Origin of the sequence: Allobosea sp. (genome assembly GCF_035944895.1) — a bacterium.
Taxonomy (GTDB): Bacteria; Pseudomonadota; Alphaproteobacteria; order Rhizobiales; family Beijerinckiaceae; genus Allobosea.
This window is the reverse complement of the sequence record NZ_DASZAT010000012.1, coordinates 363,207-381,295: the sequence shown is the minus strand read 5'-3', so window position 1 is coordinate 381,295 and position 18,089 is coordinate 363,207. Positions and strand designations below refer to the sequence as shown.

General features: G+C 63.9%; 13 protein-coding genes and 2 pseudogenes. 10 read left to right on the top strand and 5 right to left on the bottom strand.

Annotation, left to right across the window (positions count from 1 at the left end; all coding sequences use genetic code 11):
* Nucleotides 1–103 precede the first annotated feature (103 nt).
* Genes VGV58_RS23955 through VGV58_RS23945 form a run of 3 tightly spaced genes read right to left on the bottom strand, consistent with a single transcriptional unit; the run spans nucleotide 104 to nucleotide 2,899 of the window.
* Complete coding sequence (locus tag VGV58_RS23955) at nucleotides 104–778, bottom strand: HAD hydrolase-like protein (protein WP_326876558.1); 675 nt, start codon at nucleotides 776–778, stop codon at nucleotides 104–106.
* A 57-nt stretch (nucleotides 779–835) separates the two neighbouring features.
* Entirely contained in the window at nucleotides 836–2,014 is a 1,179-nt protein-coding gene (locus VGV58_RS23950; protein WP_326876557.1) for a patatin-like phospholipase family protein, read from the bottom strand.
* A 51-nt stretch (nucleotides 2,015–2,065) separates the two neighbouring features.
* Nucleotides 2,066–2,899, bottom strand: a complete 834-nt coding sequence (locus VGV58_RS23945) for a MipA/OmpV family protein (protein WP_326876556.1) — start codon at nucleotides 2,897–2,899, stop codon at nucleotides 2,066–2,068.
* A 162-nt stretch (nucleotides 2,900–3,061) separates the two neighbouring features.
* Here VGV58_RS23945 and VGV58_RS28885 point away from each other — a divergent pair.
* From VGV58_RS28885 to VGV58_RS23935, 4 genes and pseudogenes are all read left to right on the top strand, one after another.
* Nucleotides 3,062–3,337 (top strand): annotated as a pseudogene (locus VGV58_RS28885) (response regulator); the annotation flags it as partial.
* Nucleotides 3,317–3,416, top strand: a pseudogene (locus tag VGV58_RS28880) (DNA-binding response regulator); the annotation flags it as partial. The pseudogenes VGV58_RS28885 and VGV58_RS28880, both read left to right, overlap by 21 nt.
* Before the next feature lie 17 nt (nucleotides 3,417–3,433).
* Nucleotides 3,434–3,742: a winged helix-turn-helix domain-containing protein gene (locus tag VGV58_RS28875; RefSeq protein WP_414644093.1), complete on the top strand. Its 309-nt coding sequence runs from the start codon at nucleotides 3,434–3,436 to the stop codon at nucleotides 3,740–3,742.
* 10 nt (nucleotides 3,743–3,752) lie between these two features.
* On the top strand, nucleotides 3,753–5,135 hold the full coding sequence (locus tag VGV58_RS23935) for an ATP-binding protein (RefSeq protein ID WP_326876554.1): 1,383 nt from the start codon (nucleotides 3,753–3,755) through the stop codon (nucleotides 5,133–5,135).
* Nucleotides 5,136–5,158: 23 nt separating this feature from the next.
* Here the strand turns inward: VGV58_RS23935 and VGV58_RS23930 are convergent, their stop codons facing one another.
* Nucleotides 5,159–5,707 carry a hypothetical protein gene (locus VGV58_RS23930; RefSeq protein WP_326876553.1) on the bottom strand — a complete coding sequence of 183 codons (549 nt, stop codon included), beginning with the start codon at nucleotides 5,705–5,707 and terminating at the stop codon, nucleotides 5,159–5,161.
* A gap of 379 nt (nucleotides 5,708–6,086) precedes the next feature.
* Here VGV58_RS23930 and VGV58_RS23925 point away from each other — a divergent pair, with 379 nt between their 5' ends.
* From VGV58_RS23925 to VGV58_RS23905, 5 genes are all read left to right on the top strand, one after another.
* Nucleotides 6,087–6,215 carry a hypothetical protein gene (locus VGV58_RS23925; RefSeq protein WP_326876552.1) on the top strand — a complete coding sequence of 43 codons (129 nt, stop codon included), beginning with the start codon at nucleotides 6,087–6,089 and terminating at the stop codon, nucleotides 6,213–6,215.
* Nucleotides 6,212–6,856 (top strand): hypothetical protein, encoded by a 645-nt coding sequence (locus tag VGV58_RS23920; RefSeq protein ID WP_326876551.1) that lies wholly within the window; start codon nucleotides 6,212–6,214, stop codon nucleotides 6,854–6,856. Before VGV58_RS23925 ends, VGV58_RS23920 begins: the two co-directional genes overlap by 4 nt.
* 474 nt (nucleotides 6,857–7,330) lie before the next feature.
* Complete coding sequence (locus VGV58_RS28870) at nucleotides 7,331–7,708, top strand: zinc-binding dehydrogenase (protein WP_414644092.1); 378 nt, start codon at nucleotides 7,331–7,333, stop codon at nucleotides 7,706–7,708.
* 321 nt (nucleotides 7,709–8,029) lie between these two features.
* Nucleotides 8,030–8,767, top strand: coding sequence for an AraC family transcriptional regulator (locus VGV58_RS23910; RefSeq protein ID WP_326876549.1), 738 nt, complete (start codon nucleotides 8,030–8,032; stop codon nucleotides 8,765–8,767).
* A gap of 265 nt (nucleotides 8,768–9,032) precedes the next feature.
* Nucleotides 9,033–10,088 carry a type 1 glutamine amidotransferase family protein gene (locus tag VGV58_RS23905; protein ID WP_326876548.1) on the top strand — a complete coding sequence of 352 codons (1,056 nt, stop codon included), beginning with the start codon at nucleotides 9,033–9,035 and terminating at the stop codon, nucleotides 10,086–10,088.
* Between the two features lie 478 nt (nucleotides 10,089–10,566).
* On the opposite strand, the gene VGV58_RS23900 is transcribed toward VGV58_RS23905, so the two are convergent.
* Complete coding sequence (locus tag VGV58_RS23900; RefSeq protein ID WP_326876547.1) at nucleotides 10,567–11,139, bottom strand: recombinase family protein; 573 nt, start codon at nucleotides 11,137–11,139, stop codon at nucleotides 10,567–10,569.
* A 761-nt stretch (nucleotides 11,140–11,900) separates the two neighbouring features.
* Between VGV58_RS23900 and VGV58_RS23895 the strand changes: the two genes are divergently transcribed.
* Nucleotides 11,901–18,089: a beta strand repeat-containing protein gene (locus tag VGV58_RS23895; protein WP_326876545.1), complete on the top strand. Its 6,189-nt coding sequence runs from the start codon at nucleotides 11,901–11,903 to the stop codon at nucleotides 18,087–18,089.

The following is an 18,089-nucleotide window of genomic DNA, read 5'->3' as shown; positions in this document are numbered from 1 at the left end:
ATTAGCAGACACCGCGCGATTGTACGAAAGCGGACATTCCGCGAGCTGCGCGAGACATCAGTTTCCACCTGGGCGCCCAAACGCCACCTAAAGTGGAACGCTATCACCGCGACAACAAAACCTCCTTCAGCTGATCGGACGTGACCACCAGTTTCGTCGCTCGCGCTGCGACCAGAGCGTCGTCATGGGAGGCGCCCCATCCCACACCGATGCTGGCAACGCCCGCAAGGTGAGCGGCATCGATATCCCGGACCTCGTCGCCGACTGCTACGACCTCGCCGGGCCTGGCGTTCAGGGTCTTGAGCACCCGTTTGAACTTCGTCGATTTTCCGAAGAGCGTTGCGCCCGTCTCGTAGTGGTCAATGAGCGGCGCATGCGGGCCGAGCACTAACTGAATATTCGCCGCCGAATTGGAGCTAACCACCGCGATCAATACTCCGTTCGACTTCAGCTCGAGAAGCAGGTCCCCGACCCATCCGAAAAGTTTGATCTGATCGATATTCTGCGCCGCGAGCGCTCGCATGTGCATCGCGATCGCCGGCAGTTTCCATTTCGGAATTCCCAAGGCGTTCACGATGTCCAGCGGCGGCTTGCGCCGGAGCTCTTCGCGCTGCTCGGCGGTGATCTGCCTGAAATCATAGCGCCGGGCGACGTCGTTCAAGACCCCGAAGAACCAGCCAATGCTGTCGGCCAGCGTGCCGTCGAAATCGAAGATGACGACGCGCTTGCGCGCGGTGAAGGCGTCGCTGTTGCCGCTGTCATTCGTGTGGACGTTCATCACACGCTCCGCAATGCTTGCTGGCAGGTCTGCTCCCATTGAAATCGGCAGATGCAGCTATAGTGCCGGCGGCTTTGCCACATCTGCCGTCGTGTCGGAAAAAGATGGGCGATCCTTCCAGAAACTGTCGCCCGTCATGCCGTCGTATCCGAGCTTGTAGACGGCGCGCATGTAGGACGTGTCGAACGGATTGGTCATCTCGTAGGGCACCTCCTTGTCGATGGAAGCCATCCGAAACCGGATCCCGGCCTTCTTGGCGTAGGCATAGGTGGCGAGCAGCGCGGTCCGCGTCTGGGCCTTGATCAACGACGAGCTTGCCCGCGCCATGACAATGAAGGTGTTGTTCGTCGTCATCGCGAACTCCGGCATGAGGGCGTTGTTGACGAGGATGTACATGTTGAGCCTGGCTCTGCTGGGCCACTGCTCCTTGTCCGCATTGGCGATCCAGCCCTCGGGGATGGTCAGGATCTGCGACGCCGAGCCGCCGTCGGAATGCATCTCCTCGACCACTTGCTTGCCGGCCCTGGCCTTGATGAACACGGCCGGATAGAGACCGGGGAGGCTGGCCGATGCCATGACGATGTCCCGGAACAGCTTCAATGCGTCTGGTCCATCGCTGTCTGCGATGGCGCCCATGTTCCAGATCACCGCCCTCTGCGAGTCGAGGTTCGACGTCATGACGAGAAGGCGGCGCCCCTTGCGATGTTCCGCGGCGATGTTCGCCATGACGTCACGGGTCAGATAGCGCTCGACGAGCTCGCGGAACGGCTCCTGTTTCAGCAGGCTCGCGCCGAGCATACCTGCCGGCAGGAAGCCGACATCGACGAGCTTCTCGGCAAGCCCGCTCGTGTAGAGCTCGACGAGGGTCTCGTCATAGGCGGGGCCGAGAAAGGCGAATGGCGCGATCAGGGCTCCTGTGCTGACACCGCTGACGATGTCGAATTGCGGGCGTCCCCTCTTGTCCGACCAGGCCTTCAATGCGCCGACGCTGAACGCACCGCCCGCGCCGCCGCCCGAAAGGACGAGGTAATTCATCCGCCGGCGCTGCGAGGCGGGCAGCCAGGCACGGGCCCGGGGGAGACTGCCTGTCGAATCCGCATAGGTACGGATAGCGTCGAAGCCTTCGATATCGGCGATCGCTGCGGGACCTGCCTGATAGGGAATACGGGCCGGAGCAAGACAGCCCCCGAGGAAGGCGAACACGCAGATCGCGACAAGGCGAGCGATGGTTCGCATTGTGTGAGGATCGCAAGGAAGCATGGAGCTGGGCAACCCGCGGCTTGCGCGTCAGAAGCGGTAGGCGACTGCGAGCCCGCCGCTGAACTGGTTCTCCGACCCCTCTCGCTTGACGATCGGCGACTTGGCGGCATCGCCAAGCAGGCGGCCATAGGCGACGCGGCCGGTGATCCCCCAGTTCTGCGTCAAGGCATAGCGGGCGCTCAGGCCGATCTCCGCCATGGTGAGGCCAGATGAGGCCGTATAGGTCGACAGCCCGGTTGCCGCCGCACCGGCCGCGGTCACGCCGAAATAGGCGTTCGAATACTTCTTGTCCGCGAATTGCAACTCGGCATCGAGCGACATGAAGAAGGTGCGGGTGAACTGGATGCCGTAGCTCGTCTGCAGGTTGACCGTGTAGCCCTCATGGCCCTCGGACGCCTTGGCGAACTCGACACCGAACGAGAGCTTGTCGTTCTGCAGGAGCAGCCGCTCCAAATTCAACTTGGCGAAACCGCCGAACTCGACCGAGCTGTCGACTTCGGGGAGAAGCTTAAGTCGGCGGCTTTTCACGCTGTTGTCGCGGCCACCATCATAACCGACGAGGGGGCCGGCCTCGATCAAGCCGCCGGGGATCACATTGATCTTGGCGCGCGGGCCGAGCACCTCGATGTAGTAGTCGCGATAGGCCAGACGGCCCATTCCGAACGGCATCGCCTTGTAGTGCTTCGAGCCCGGAAATTCCGGCATCATGCCGCCACCGAGCGCGAGCATGGCGCTCCAGTCCGAGCGCGGCTTCTCGGCGGGCGGCTGTGGCTCCCGGCTCCTGGAGGGCAGGTCGCTGGCCAGGCCTGTGGCCGGTGCCGCCAGAGCCGCCAGAAGGATCGCGTAGTCCTGAATGCGCATATGAATCTCCGTGGATGCGTGGCTGTTGCCTCGCGGCCCGGAGATCGACTTGCTACCTTACAGGCTCCTTACGGAGATCGGCGCACGGCCGTGAGGCGCTGAAAGGTTCGTGCAAGGTAGCATGTCTAGCTGTGGCCTGTTCCGCGACGCGAAGGAGCTGAAATGCGCGTTCTGTTTGCAGAGGACGACGAGGCTGTCGGCCGGGCGACGGCCTCGTCCCTGACCGCTGCCGGCTTCGTCGTCGATCTCGTCGAGAGCCGTGACGATGCCCTGCATGCGCTGAAATCACACAGTTACGATGCCGCCGTGTTCGACATCCTCCTGCCCGATGGCAGCGGGCTCGAGGCGCTCGCCGAAGTGCGCCGAGCGCGGCTCAATCTTCCGGTGCTGCTGCTGACGGCGCTCGGCTCGGTGGACGATCGCGTTACCGGCCTCAACACAGGAGCCGACGACTACCTCGTCAAGCCGTTCTCGATCGACGAGCTGATCGCGCGGCTGCGCGCGCTGCAACGGCGGCTTGGAACCTCGGTCGCGATGGTGCTCGCCATCGAGAATACGAGCTTCGACCCGACCTCGCGGATGATGTCGGTCGATGGCGAGCATGTGCCGCTCTCGCGGGCCGAAGGCATCGTCGTCGAGCGCTTCATGCGCTGCCTAGGCCGCGTTGTCACCAAGGAACAGCTGGCGGAGAGCATCTACTCGTTCAACGAGGAATACACCGACAACGCGGTCGAGGTGCATGTCCACCGCGTCAGGCGCAAGCTGGAAGGCAGCGCCGCGAACCTGTCGATCAGGACGGTGCGCGGGCTGGGCTACATCATGGTCGCGGACAAGACCCCATAGGCGGTGGACCTTGAACTCACTCAGTCTCCGGCTCGTCATCGCCACGACGATCGTGTTCATGGCTTCGCTCTCCTGCACGTTCGCCGTGCTGGTCCAGGAGGCGAAGTACGGGCTCTTCCGGGTCCAGAGGAACAGCCTGACGGTACAGGTCGATACCCTGGCGGAACGGATCCGCATCGTCGACGGCAGGCCGACGCTGGAACTCGGCGACCTCGCCGAAGAGGTCGGCAAGACGGTCTCCTATGCGCTGCTCGATCGGCAAGGGCGCGTGATCCAGTCCTGGGGCCTTAGAGGCGTCGATGTCTCGCCGGCCGTCATCGAGCGCTACGACACTGACGATCCATTCGGTTTCTCGATCGAGAGATGGCTCGATCCGAACAGCGGCGACCCGGTCATGCTGATCCTGCCCGATGCCGGCGGCAAGCAACGGGTCGTCGTCACGGTGGTGGCGCGCGAGGGCCTGTTCGTGCAGGCCTCGATGCCCTTGCTCGACAGCCACATCGCCATCGCCGACGTGCTCTACACCTTCACCGAAGGCACGGTTCTGGCGATCCTCCTGCCCCTGCTGCTCGCGATGATCGCGATCCCGATCATCGTCAGGCTGACGCTGAAACCGATCCGGCGTGTCTCCCGACAGGCGCAGGAGATGGAGGCGGCGACGCTCGACCGGCGCCTCTCTGTCAATCGCGTGCCGTCCGAGATGCGGGGGCTCGTCCGCGCCTTCAACGACCTGCTGGCGCGGCTCGACACGGCCTGGCGCCTGCAGCGCGAGTTCACCGCCAACGCCGCGCATGAGCTGCGCACGCCGATCGCCGCCCTCAGGGCTGAGGTCGAAGCCATCGTTCCAGCGCCGGCGCGCTCGGTCCTCGCCGTCCACTTCGACAAGGTCGCCCGCCTGCTGGCGCAACTGCTCGCGCTGGCCGAGGCGGACAGCAGGCCGATCGACACGGCTGCGCATCTCGACCTGACCGTACTCGCGAAGGCCGTGGTGACGGATATGGCGCCCGCGGTTCTCGCCTCGGGGAGGGATATCGCGGTCGAACTCGCCGGCGACGGACCGACCCTGGTGCGCGGCGATCCGGGGCTGGTGGAAATCGCCTTGCGCAATCTCGTCGACAACGCCATCCGCCATTCGCGCCCGCAAAGCGCCATCCGCGTGGTGATCGACGAGAGGAGGATCTCGGTCAGCAATACCGGCAGCGACATCCCTGAAGAGGTTCGCAAGGCGATGTTCGAGCGCTTCTGGAAGAAGGACCGTCGCACAGGTGGCAGTGGCCTCGGCCTTTCGATCGTCGACACGATCATGACGCGCCTCGGTGGCAGCGTCATTGTGTCTTCCTCCAGCGGAACCGCGACGTTTGCTCTCGGTTTTCAGCCAGGTTCAGGTGCCTGAACGACGAGGCGTCGCCGGAGCGGTCAGCGGCTGGACGGGTCGCCGCATCTCGCCATCCTCAGAACGAGCTCGGCGGCGGATGCCTGGAGAGCGACCTTGAAGGCATGTGTCGCCAACCCTGCAGCCAGGCCGGCAGCCGCCCGTGCTGCGGCGGCAGCGCTGACCCAGGCGGTGTCGTGCGCTGCAAGGCGGGTCGCCTCGTAGGCTCCGGCCCAGCCGGACGCCCAGCAGTCGTCGGACGCCTTGATCCAGCACGCCTCATCGACGTCGGCTGCCCTGGCATTGGCAAGGTGGCTCACCTGGGCCAGCACCGCCCGCAGCTTGAAAACCTGTGCGAACTCCGTGATCTCGGGCAGGCCATAGAGCCGCCGGGCTTCTTCCTGCAGGCCCGCGAGATTGAGCCAGACCGGCGTGTAGGTTCGCACCAGCCAGTCCGCAGCCATCAGTGCGCGTGCCTCTTCGATGCGCGGCGTAGCGCGCGTGTCGACGATAGTCGGGATCAACGGGTCGAGTATCGATCGTTCGTCATCGGGAAGGCCTTCATGCCAGGCATCCATGAACACACCGATCACGGGGCATATATTGTTGGCTCGCACCGACCACGGCCCGCCGGCGGGCCGTCGGACGGCTATCCCTCGCAGGTGGCCGGTAGAGGGACAAGTGATGGTTGGCCGCCTTTTTTGCGACCGGCTCTGTCTTGCGTCCAGCGCGTCATCACTTGCGAGCATTCTGTCGCCTCCAGACGGTTCGGGTGGCGTCGTTTGGACGAACAAGCTTGCGCCTTCCTGACAGCGGCAAACCGAGACCGAGCACTAGCGAAGGTGCCTATACTCCTTCCCGTCTGCAGCCAGGCGATGCCGCTTCCCGGCTGCCGCTCGGCGCGATGCTGAAATTTGCTTGCATCGGCCCGAATGGGCGCTGATCCCATGGCGGCCATTGGAGGTGTTTGTATTGCAATTTTTCTGCAAGGCAGAGGCGCGCGCCATCTTCACCGCCGCCGCCCAGGCCCAGCGTGCCGCCGACCTCCTCGCCTTCATCCGCCCGGCCGACCAGCCAGACGCCGACGGCCAGCCGTCATGAAGCAGCGTAGTTCCCCAGATCTAGGGCAGCTCGGCTTCGATCTCCTGCTCGCCGAGACCGACGAGGTCAACCAGGCCGCCGCCCTCGACCGCGCCACCGGTCACCTGCCTAGCTCGCTGGAAGCTGCCTTGCCCCATTACCGCGACCTCATCGCCCGGCACCACGCCGCGATGCTGGCCGGCGATGGAAAGACCGTCGGCGCGCTTCGTGAGGAAGCCCACCGCCTCGCGCTACGCCTCAATCACGGCGAGCCGGGCATTCTCCCCGATCCCGACGCTCCTGGCTGCAAGCTCGCCGATCTCACCGCCGCCGAGGCCGGCACAATCCCGGCTTGGGGCCAGCAGGGCGAGTTCATCCTCGAGCTCGCCGGCATGCGCGTGTTCATCAAGTTCAGCGGCCTATTCGGCCTCGGCGCACGCTTCACACCCTACCTCAGCTTCAGCGCCCACGCCCTCGACTGCGAGTGGCCCTTCCTCAGCGAGACCGGCTATCGCAGCTTCATGGGCGTCAACGCGGCGCTCACCCCCGACCTGACACCCGATGCCTGCGCCCGCGAGGTCATCGCCAACCACGTTGCCACGGCGCTGAAGGGCAAGCTCGTGCCGATCGCGCACTGGTATCGACCGACAGCTACGCGATAGGTCACGCCGCTGGCCTGACGTGACCGTCGGGTGCGATTGCGCTGAACTCCCTTGGGTCTCGCGAAGGTGGCCTTGGTTGAGTCATGCCGCCATGGCCGGCGCATGCAGAAGCAGGGCCCTGCATCAGGTTGCTGCGGCCGCCGTTTCGTTCCGTTGCGTTCGTAGTTCGGTCAGAGTTTGCGGCGCCGCAATCTCATCCCCCTGGCCGGAATGCGCATCGTAGAGCAGCGCTGAGACGGTGAGTGTACCGAGCAGCTGTGACGCGTCGCGCAGTCGATCGAGGTCAATCAGCAGGTCAGTCCTGTGGTTGGTGATCGCCGACTCGAACATATCGATGCCGAGCTTGTCCTTCAGCCTGGACCGAAAAGCGGGATCGGCGAGGCGCTCGGCGCCTTCGCAACGGTGAACTACCGCACGACGCCGGACTGGGACGTCGCGGTGCGCGAACTGACCGATGGGCTCGGCGTCTAGCATATCCTGGAGCTCGGCGGGCCGTACACCTTCGACCGTTCGCTGCGCGCGCTCGCACCCTCGGGGCACATTGCCCAGATCGGCGTCTTCACAGGTTTCGGGCCGTGCTCGAATCTCATTCGTCTTCAGCAGATCAACGGCACAATCGACGGCATCAATGTCGGCTCGGCCGAGCAGTTCGAGGCGATGAACGCCTTCCTCGTCGAGCACCGCATCAAGCCGGTCAACGACAGGAGCTTCGCCTTCGACGAGGCGGAAGCCGCCTACGATGAACTCGCGGGCGGCCGCCACTTCGGCAAGCTCGTCATCTTCGAACAAGGGCAGCCTGACGCACTGCCAAACATGACAAATTGCTGCCAAATCAGCAGCGGTATGGTCTGAATTTGGAAATATCAAGAACATGCTTGATTTTATAGAAACCGACCATCCGTCAGGAGGTAGATTCCGCCCGCAGTCACGATCCGCTTCGCCCTGCGTCGCCCAGCATGGCCGGCGGCCGTCGTTGATTGCAGTGCCCTGGAGTAAAATTGCTCCTTGGGTTCTCTAGGCCAGATCCTCGCTGACACCTGAAGGGGGGATGGTGGCAAGATGCTGAGAGCAAGGCCTGAGAAATGGGGCCCGAGAGTTGAGATCGATGGCGCGTCTGTGGCCTGCACGCGGGCTGGCCCCAATTCGGTTCACTTCACCCCGCCGACCCACGCCGTGCTGGTCTTCTTCACCACCGAGCCCCGCTGGCATTTCGCGCTCAACAGCGATCGAAGGACAATAGGGATCGCACCGGCCGGAGCGCTCGAGATCGTGCCGGCGCAGAACGAGGTGTTTGCGCGTTGGACGCAGGACAAGCAGAGCATGCGCATGGATATCGCCCCCGAGCGTCTGAGGCGCTTGGCGGGTCAAGAATACGACCGGGAGACATTCGAATTGCAGTTGCCGAAGCGAGGACTGGTCGACGATCGGGCTCGCACATTGGTGAAATTGCTGCGGCACGAAGTCGAAAACACCAATATCGCCACTCAGGAGGCCATTGACGCGTTGGTCACGGTCTTCTCCACACACCTGCTCCGCAACTACTCGTCGCTGAAGGAACGTCAGGCGCGCGTGTTTGTCGGAGGCCTCCCCTCACTGTCCTGGAGGCGGGTGAGGGATTTCGTGCACGACAATCTCATGGGACAACTGTCGATTGAGCAGCTGGCGTCGATCACGCAATTGTCGCCCAGCCACTTCATGCGGGCCTTCAAGCAGACCACCGGCCAATCGCCGCATCAATATGTGATTTCGTGCCGCCTTGCCTACGCACGGAATCTGATCGTCAACACCGACGCACCGTTGAGCCAAATCGCGAAAACGGTCGGCTTCTCCAGCAATAGCCACATGACCGCAATGATGCAAAGCAACTGGAGCACGAGCCCGAGCGCGCTTCGCAAAGGGCGAAGTGGCTGAATCGGGATGTGCGGCAACGCAGTAATGATCAGATTCTGACAAAATGCGATGATTTATGATAATTTACGGACTTAATCTGCATTTCCTGCCATTATAAATCCATATTCCTGAAGCGACACTGATAATCGTAGAGTTGATTTACATACAATCTCGCGTCGCATGAGCTTCTTATCGACGTGAATTGCGAATTCTGATTCAATACAGACCGCCGTCGTGGGCATCTACGCTTGACGACAGGAAGTAAGAGCCAGGCAGAGCCAACGTCATGACTGCACAAGCAAAGCGCCGCGCTTTGATCATCCTGTCCTCGGCCCGGCAACTGCCCTTGAGCGAGCCGGCTTCGGTGCCCTCGATCTCGACCGGCTTTTTCCTGGTCGAGTTGGCCCAGGTGCTCGCGGAGTTTGAGAGCGATTACGAATTCACCTTGGCGACGCCCGATGGCGAGGCGCCCCAGCTTGACATCAACGGCATGGGGCTGTCCTTCCACGCGATCGACAAGCTGGGCAGCGCCATGATGAGCAGCTTGTCTGCCTTCAGCAGCCCCGCGTTCACTCCCGAGAGCTATCGGAAGGACCATCCCGAATGGGTCGCCCGTCGCAAGAGCGAACTGGCGCTCATGCAGCGGCATATCGGCCGGGTGTCGGTATCGGAGGCGCTGCCCGCGACCGATCCCGAGGCCACCGCCTTCCGTCAGGATTTGCTGCGCGAGATGGAAGCCTGGCCGGTCAAGACGTTCCTCTCCCTCGAGGATTTGATCCGCTGTCATCGCGACCCCGGCGATCGGTTCAGCTTAGCCGATTTCGATTTTATTCACGCCCCGGGCGGTCACGCCCCGATGGTCGATTTCCGCAATGACCCCTGGCTTGGCGAAACGTTGCACGTCGCCCGCGAAAGCGAGGTGCTCATATCGCTCATCTGCCACGCGCCGATCGCCATGACCTCGACGTCCCAGCGCATCGACGCCCAGGGAAAGCCCGTACCTGTGACGGACAACCCGTTCGCTGGCGTCGACATCACGACCGTCCCCGAGCACGGCGAAATGGCGATGCTGGAAAGCGGTTATCCCAGCGTGCCCGGAAAGCGCACGCGGCTCGCGTATTTCGTTGACGTGGCCCTCGAGGATGCCGGCTTCAGCGTCAAGACCAGCCAAAATCCCTTTGCCGTCATCGTGGTCCAGAGCCCGCAGGTCGGCCTGATCTCCGGTAACGGGCCGCAGGCCATCGACATGCAAGCACTCGCGATCCGGCTGGCCCTTGCCGACCGCTCTGTGAGCCCCCCTGGGGTGAAGCGAACGGAAGCGCTGAGCCCCCGCCGTTCCTGAACGCCAGCAAGCTCCTCCCGCAAGGCTGCTCGATTGGTCGGCGATTCGCAGGCCAGAATAGAGATTTCGTTAGAGGCTCTTAGGTGCTGCCGCTTTCATCACAAACGTGACGCCAAGGCCTTCCGTGCTATCGTCAATCCGCAATTCGCCGAAGCGTCTTGCAGCAATTGTGTCTCGGTTTTGTGCGGATGTCGGCACGGGCTCCCTGCTTGCTGCAGAACCTTCGGTAGCTTGTCCGAGCGGCATAGCAGCGAACCAGGTATCTGCTGGAGCTTCGACCAGGCGTTATGCTCTGCTGGCCGATAGCGGATGCATGGTCATTTCCACGAATAACAAGAAACGCTCGTGTTGTGTATTCATCAGAGTTCAATACGAGTCATGTCTCAGATATATCCAATTATACATTTAAATACTTAGTTATTTCTGTAGTTCGATGTTTTCAAATCGCCTTTATCGGATTTTATCGCTAAGTATTAATTTATATATTACTTTGCCTCTTTTGGATCAAGCGCTTTAGACTGCGCCTGGATACCTCGAATTTAGTAGCAATATCCGAGATCGTCTTTCCCTTGAAGGCCATCTCCGCAATAGCCTCATCGACTTGGCCATTCGACAGCGAGGGGCGCCGCCCGACGTGCTTGCCATTTTGCTTGGCCGCCAGCATGCCGGCGCGTGTCCGTTCGCTGATGAGCGAGCGTTCAAATTCGGCAAGCGCCGCCATCATATGAAATATGAGCCGCCCGCCGGAAGAATTCGTATCAATACTCTCGCTCAAGGAGCAAAATCCGATATTTCTGTTGCCCAGCTCCTCCAGCAGCAGCACGAGTCCCGATAGGGACCGACCGAGACGGTCCAGGCGCCACACGACCAGCGTATCCCCGGGTTCAAGCGTAGAGATAGCCGCATTCAGGCCTTTCCGCTGAAGCGTCCGCCCTGATACGCCGTGATCACAGAATATATTTGCACATTCTGCTCGTGTGAGCGCGCTCATCTGCAAATCAAGCTTTTGATCTTCAGTGGATACGCGAGCATAACCAATCTTTTTACACATTTTTATTCCGCCAAAATGACGGATCCGCTTCTCATTATTCTTTAATCGCGGCGAATTTCAACCTTTCGCCGCGTCCCCTCTTGCCGAGATCCCACCCATCGGATGCCGCGATCCTGACCGCAAGGGTTCCCTTTCGCCCGTCAACTGCGGAGTCGTTTCTTCTTGCCCGTTTTCTGACAAATTGAGAGTTTTAAAATAATGGATCGCTCGCTTTCGTGATCTACCAGAAGGGAACCCTTTATCCATCGTTATCACGGGCAAAAGAATCGCTCGAATGACTGATGGGCGAAGGGGAACCTTTGTGGTGCTGGGGCGGATACATCGACTGGTCGGGGGGCGGTCCGTCACGTGCCGCTGCGGCTCGTTCGATTCTTTGAATGTTGCTCAGGCCCATTCCGTATCTTCCGACAGAGGATGGCGGGGGCGAATCGTGACGAGGTGCTTTCTCGTCTCCGAGCCCGAATTCCCGAGTCATCCCGACTCCGATGGCAGGGCAGGCGTTCTCGAGCCGGTCTTCGCTATGCTGTCCGCGGCGATGCTCGCCAGTAATCTCGGCTGGTCGTCGCGAGGCGCGCCATGATGCGGGAGGTCTGGCGCTTCGGAGCTTCCACCTTCCTCGATGCATTTTTCTGTTTCGCGCATTTCGGGCGTGCTCTCGCGCGCTCGGGCGCTGTCGCAAATAGCGGCGCCCGAACCAGGCTTACCGACACCGACGCCGCAGCCGCATCAGGCGAAGCCTATTGGGGCCATGAGGGGCTATAATGACCAAGAACGCGCCGTTTGATCGCCTCGCCAAGCCGCGCGCGCAGCGCGATCTCGCGAATAACCGGGTTGCCAGTGCGCTGGAGGGCAAGTCCAGTCGGCGCCGGCTGATGGCGATATTGCGGGTTGCCTTCCGCGTGCTCGGCATGGGCGAGAAGCGCTGCATCGGCACGCTCGGCCGCGGTTCGGCGGTGGTGCAGGCGCTGGCGGCCATGGGCATCATCAGTGCGGATGCGCACGCAGCCTATGCCGGCCGCTTCGCCGCCGACGAGGTGGCGTCAGGCTTGCCAGACGAGCTGCGCTGCCCCGATTGCGGCCGGGTGCTGGTCGCCTTCGCCTCTGCGGAGCGCAAGCGTGGCTGGGCCAGGCTGGGCTGGAAGCCCGCGGGCGTCGTGGCGCTGGCGGCGGGCCTCGGCTTTGCGGCGCCGGCGCTGGCGGATATGACGCTGACCCCGAGCGGCGCCTGCACGCGGCCGGGGTTTGGTGGATTCGGGGCCTGGACATGCCAGGTGCCGACGACCAACGGCGCCTTCGCGACCGTGAGCGGGGTTCCCGCCGACGCCTTTGGCGGCGTCAACCTGACGGCGTTGAATGGCTGGATCGCCGGCAATCTCGGCACCGGCGCGATCGCGCTGGGCGACATGACGACGAAGTCGACCGGCGAGAATTCCCTCGCCGTCGGCGTGAGCGCGGTCGCGAGCGGAGACCACAGCACCTCGGTCGGCTACAAGAATGCGGTCTCTGGAAGTTACGGCCTCGCGGTCGGCGCCTTGAACACGGCCTCGGCGAACAATTCCATCGCAATTGGGCTTGGCAACCAGGCCAGCGGCCTGGACAGCGTCGCGATCGGCACGAACAATCAGGTCGCTGGCTTCGGCTCCTATGCGATCGGCGGCTACAACGTGGTGGCCGGTGACAGCAGCCAGGCCTTCGGGAGTAACAACAAGGTCACGGGCGTCGGATCGGTGGCTTATGGACGATTCAACGTCGTATCGGGCGACACGTCCAGCGCGTTCGGTCAAGCAAACGAGATCTCAGGTGGTGCCGCCTCCGCGATCGGCAATGGCAACAAGGCCTCCGGCATTCTCAGCAGCGCGATAGGCATCGGCAACGAGGCGTCGGGCCTCGGCAGCACTGTCGTGGGCAACAGCTCCAAGGCGACCGGAGAGTACAGCTTCGCTGGCGGCCGTGGCAGCTTGGCTGCGGGTCAGTTCTCGATGGCGCTCGGCGGAGCGTCGGCCAATTCCGACTATGCGGTGGCCCTGGGCATCAGCGCGACGGTCTCGGTCGAGAGCGGCGTGGCGCTGGGCGCGGGTTCGAAGGCCGACAGGGCAGCTGGCGCGGCGGGCTATGTCCCGGGCGGCGCGGACGCGACGGCGATCAACGCCACCAAGAGTGGGTTGGGGGCGGTCTCGGTCGGCCAGGCCGGCTACACCCGCCAGATCACCAATGTCGCAGCGGGCTCAGTCGACAGCGACGCGGTCAATGTCGCGCAGCTAAAGGCTGCACAGACGCGATACTACAGCGTCAATGACGGTGGCATGCAGCAGGCCAACTACAACAACGACGGCGCGACAGGTGCTTTCTCGGTTGCTGCGGGCGTGGCGGCAAGCGCCTCTAACGGCAGCACCGTTGCGGTCGGTTATCAAGCCAGCGCGAGCGGGGTTAATGGTGTTGCGCTCGGCGCGGCATCGCAAGCCGTCGGGACGTCCGGGGTGGCCGTCGGCTCATTGGCTTACGCGGGAGATTTCACGATAGCGGTCGGCAGCCAGGCTGGCAAAGACAGCACTGGCAGCCGGCATACCCTGATCGGCCTCGGGGCCGGCGCCCAGATGAGCGGTGTGGGCAACATCGCGGTGGGCGAGCTCGCGGCGGCAGGCGTCAATGGCAACTACAATATCGCCACCGGAGCTCTCGCCTTTGGAGGCGCTACGGGCAATCAGAACGTCGTTTCCGGCACCTATGCCGGCGTCACCGCCGCTGGCGACAACAATGTGTACACCGGCAGCAGCGCGGGCTTGGCGACCACCGGCAGCAACAACCTCGCGATCGGCAAGGGCGCGGGCTCCGGCTACTATCTTGATTTGACCAGCGGCGTAGTGACTGATCGGAACGGCAATCCCGTCACCGGCACGCCGCCAGCTATCGTGATGAACGACGCGGTCGCGCTCGGCAACATGGCGGTCACCGAGGCCGATCGCGCTGTCGCCATCGGCAAGAACGCGCTCGCTGGCAAGGCGGATGCCGTGGCCATCGGCACGGAGGCCCAGTCTACGGGCGAGAAGGCGATCGCGATCGGCGCTGGCGCGAAGGCGACCGGCTCGGTGGCGATGGGTGCGGGTGCCTCGGCCGGCGCCGGCGGCACGGCGCTCGGCGATGGTGCCGTCGCGACGCTCGCCGGCGGGGTCGCGCTCGGCAAGAACTCGGTTGAAAGCGCAGCCAGCCCGACCGCGACTGGCGTCATCAACGGTGTGACCTACAAGTATGCCGGCGCCGCTCCGACGAGCGTGGTCTCGGTCGGCGCCGCCGGCGCCGAACGCCAGATCACCAATGTCGCGGCGGGCCAGGTCACGGCGACTTCGACCGACGCGGTCAACGGCTCGCAGCTCTTCGCGACGAACCAGGCGATCGCGGCGACCACCGGCAAGCTGACGCATTACTACAGCGTCAACGACGGTGGCACGGCGGGCGGCAACTACAATAATGACGGCGCGACCGGGACCAATTCACTTGCCGCCGGCGTCGGCGCCAAGGCAGCGGGCAACACCGCGACCGCCATGGGCTATGGGGCTGACGCGGCAGGAGCCGCAGCGGTTGCCCTGGGCCTTGACGCCAGCTCGGTGGGTGGCCAAGGCGTGGCCGTGGGCGCACAGGCCAGCGCCAATGCCAACTTTGCCAGCGCCCTGGGCTCAGGAGCCAAAGCAAATGGTCTCAGCAGCATCGCCATCGGGCAGTCCATCGCCAAAGGTCAGTACTCGACGGCCATTGGCTGGCTGGCCGATGCCTCGGGAAATAACACTGTAGCCTTGGGCTCCGCGGCTGGTGCCTTGAGCACGGGAGACAGTAACTTCTTCGGCGGTAGCTTCGCGGGCAATAGTTCCAAGGGCAGCAACAACGCCTTTGTCGGCTCCAATGCAGGGTTTGGGGTGGCTGGCGATGGCAACGTGGCCATGGGCCTGGCCGCAGGTTTCCTCGCGAATGGTTCCGACAATGTCCTCGTCGGCAGCAGTGCCGGATTGGGCTCCAACGGCTCGGGGAATGTTATTCTTGGCAAGTCGGCCAATCTTGGCATCACCGCCAGCGACGTCGTCTCCCTGGGCCGTAATGCCGTCGCAGCGATAGATGGCTCGGTCGCTATCGGCTCGGGTTCGGTCGCGAATACGGTGAGCGGTGTCGCCGGCTACGTTCCGCCCGGTGCCAATGCGACGGCGATCAACGCCACGACCAGCACTTTGGCGGCGGTTTCGGTCGGCGATGCGGCGAACGGCCAGTTCCGGCAGATCACAGGTGTCGCCGCCGGCACGGGCGACAGCGACGCTGTCAATGTCGCGCAGCTCAAGGCGCTCGATGCGGTCGTGGCGGCCGGCCAGACGCACTATTACAGCGTCAACGACGGCGGGGTGGGGCAGGGCAACTATGACAACAAGGGGGCACAGGGCCTGAACAGCCTGGCGGCCGGCGTGAACGCCAGCACTGGCGCCACGGCGGAGAATGCGGTCGCGCTCGGCACCACCGCTAACGCCCTCGGCAGGATCAGCGTGGCGATCGGTAACAACGCCTTCGCTGGTGCCGCAGGTGCGATTGCGATCGGCTGGACCGACGGCAGCGGCACGATGGGGGCCCTCGCCGCTGAGTCGATCGCACTTGGAAACGGCGCGACGACGCTAGGCGCCGCCACGGGGGCGGTCGCGCTCGGCTGGGGGGCAAAGGCAAATAACGCGAACGATGTTGCGCTCGGCTCGGGCTCGGTGACGGGGGCGGCCAACCCGACTTCCGGCGCGACGATCCCGACCATTGGCGGAGGCGTGGTGACGCTGACGGGCTTCGCCGGCGCCAACCCGACGAGCGTGGTCTCAGTTGGTGCGCCGGGCCAGGAGCGGCAGATCACCAACGTGGCGGCTGGCCGGATTACCTCCGACTCGACCGACGCGGTCAACGGCTCGCAGCTCTACGCGCTGGGGACGGTAGTCAACAACATCTACAACGGCGGCATCAAATACTTCCACGCCAACTCGACGGCTGCGGACTCGCAGGCACTGGGCGCGGAAAGCGTGGCGATCGGTCCGAACGCTGTGGCGTCCGGCAAGAGCAGCATCGCCTCGGGTGACGGCAGCACGGCGCTGGGCGATCAGAGCGCGGCTTACGGAGCCGGCAGCATCGCCGCCGGGAATGCCGGTACCGCATTGGGCGCCGGCAGCTTCGCGGCGGGCAACGCCACCGCGACCGGAGCGGGGGCCTGGGCAGTGGCGGCGGACAGCACTGCCACCGGCGCCACGAGCACTGCCGCGGGCGTCGGCAGCACCGCGGTCGGCGCGAAGAGCTACGCAGGCGCCGACTCGAGCACGGCACTCGGCGCGGCCAGCTCCGCTTCCAAGGTCAATGCCACGGCGGCGGGCGTCGGTGCTGAGGCGTCCGGCGTGGCCAGCACGGCGGTCGGCACAGGCAGCAAGGCTTCCGGCGACGCCAGCACTGCGAGCGGCTTCGGCAGCACGGCATCTGGTACCGCGAGCACAGCGGTCGGCGCCGGGGCCAATGCCTCGACGGCGAATAGCGTGGCGCTGGGCTCGAACACGACCACGGACGCGGCGGTTGGCGTCACCAGCGCGACGATCCCGACGGGTGGCGGCAATGCCATCACACTCAATAACTTCGCTGGCACGAATCCGGTCGGCGTCGTTTCGGTCGGCAACTCGGCGACGGGAGAGACACGTCAGATTCAGAACGTCGCGGCGGGCCAGATCACGGCGACCTCGACCGACGCGGTCAACGGTTCGCAGCTCTACGCGCTCGGCACCGCGGTCAACAACGTCGTCAACGGCGGCGCCGGCATCAAATACTTCCACGCCAACTCGACGCTGGCCGACTCCAGTGCCGCAGGGCTGGACTCCGTGGCGATCGGCCCACAGGCGGTGTCCGGCGGCGAGAACAGCATCGCTGCCGGCAAGAACGCCAGCAGCGCCGGCGCCAACTCTGTGGCAATGGGCCCTAACTCCAGCGCCACGCTGGCGAACTCGGTGGCGATCGGCAACGGCTCGACGACAGTGGCTTCGAGCGACACCTCGGGCAATGCCGCGGTCGGCGTGTTCAACAATGCAGGTGCGCAGGCGGCGGGGACGGGCAACGTCTTCTCGGTCGGCGCGGCCGGGGCGGAGCGGCAGATCCAGAACGTCGCAGCGGGCGCGGTCACCGCGACTTCGACCGACGCGGTCAACGGCAGCCAACTCTACAGCGTGGCGTCCAATGTTGGCATGACGGCGCCGACCTACACCCTCAACGGCTCGACCAAGAACTACACTAACGTGCTCAGCGGCGTGCAGGACCTCGCCAACGGTGCGGCCGGCCCGATCCAGTACACAACGCCGGGCACTCCGTCGAACGACCTGCAGCTCGTCGGCACCGGCGGGCCGGTGGTACTGCACAATGTCGCGCCGGGCGAGGTCAGCGCGACCTCGACGCAGGCGGTCAACGGCTCGCAGCTCTACGCGCTCGGGACGAAGATCGACAACTCGGTGCAGTACAGCACGACTCAAGCCAACACGGTCGTGTTCAACAGTCCGAACAATGGTGGCAATGTCGGCGCGCCGGTGACGCTCACCAATGTCGCGCCTGGGGCGATCAACCCGACATCGACGGACGCGATCAACGGGAGCCAACTGTATCAGACCAACCAGGCGATCAACAATTTGACCGCCTACACGGTCGAGCAGCTCAAGAAGAACGAGAAGATCGCCTCGGCGGGCACCGCTTCGGCGCTCGCCGCTGCGGGTCTGCGCTACGACGATCGTCCGGGCCGGACCTCGATCGCAGGAGCCGTCGGCTACTACCGCCAACAGCTCGGGGTCGCTTTCGGTGCCGGTTACACCTCGCAGAACGGGCGGGTACGCCTGAATGCAGCAGTGACCGTCGCACCGACGTTGAAGAAGCCTGAGATCGGTGCCGTAGTCGGTGCGTCCTTCTCGTTCGATTGA

Excerpts from the sequence above, each read along its gene's own strand:
- VGV58_RS23955 (WP_326876558.1), bottom strand. The coding sequence starts at position 778 with ATGAACGTCCACACGAATGACAGCGGCAACAGCGACGCCTTCACCGCG.
- VGV58_RS23950 (WP_326876557.1), bottom strand. The coding sequence starts at position 2,014 with ATGCGAACCATCGCTCGCCTTGTCGCGATCTGCGTGTTCGCCTTCCTC.
- VGV58_RS23945 (WP_326876556.1), bottom strand. The coding sequence starts at position 2,899 with ATGCGCATTCAGGACTACGCGATCCTTCTGGCGGCTCTGGCGGCACCG.
- VGV58_RS28875 (WP_414644093.1), top strand. The coding sequence starts at position 3,434 with ATGGTGCTCGCCATCGAGAATACGAGCTTCGACCCGACCTCGCGGATG.
- VGV58_RS23920 (WP_326876551.1), top strand. The coding sequence starts at position 6,212 with ATGAAGCAGCGTAGTTCCCCAGATCTAGGGCAGCTCGGCTTCGATCTC.
- VGV58_RS23905 (WP_326876548.1), top strand. The coding sequence starts at position 9,033 with ATGACTGCACAAGCAAAGCGCCGCGCTTTGATCATCCTGTCCTCGGCC.
- VGV58_RS23900 (WP_326876547.1), bottom strand. The coding sequence starts at position 11,139 with ATGTGTAAAAAGATTGGTTATGCTCGCGTATCCACTGAAGATCAAAAG.
- VGV58_RS23895 (WP_326876545.1), top strand. The coding sequence starts at position 11,901 with ATGACCAAGAACGCGCCGTTTGATCGCCTCGCCAAGCCGCGCGCGCAG.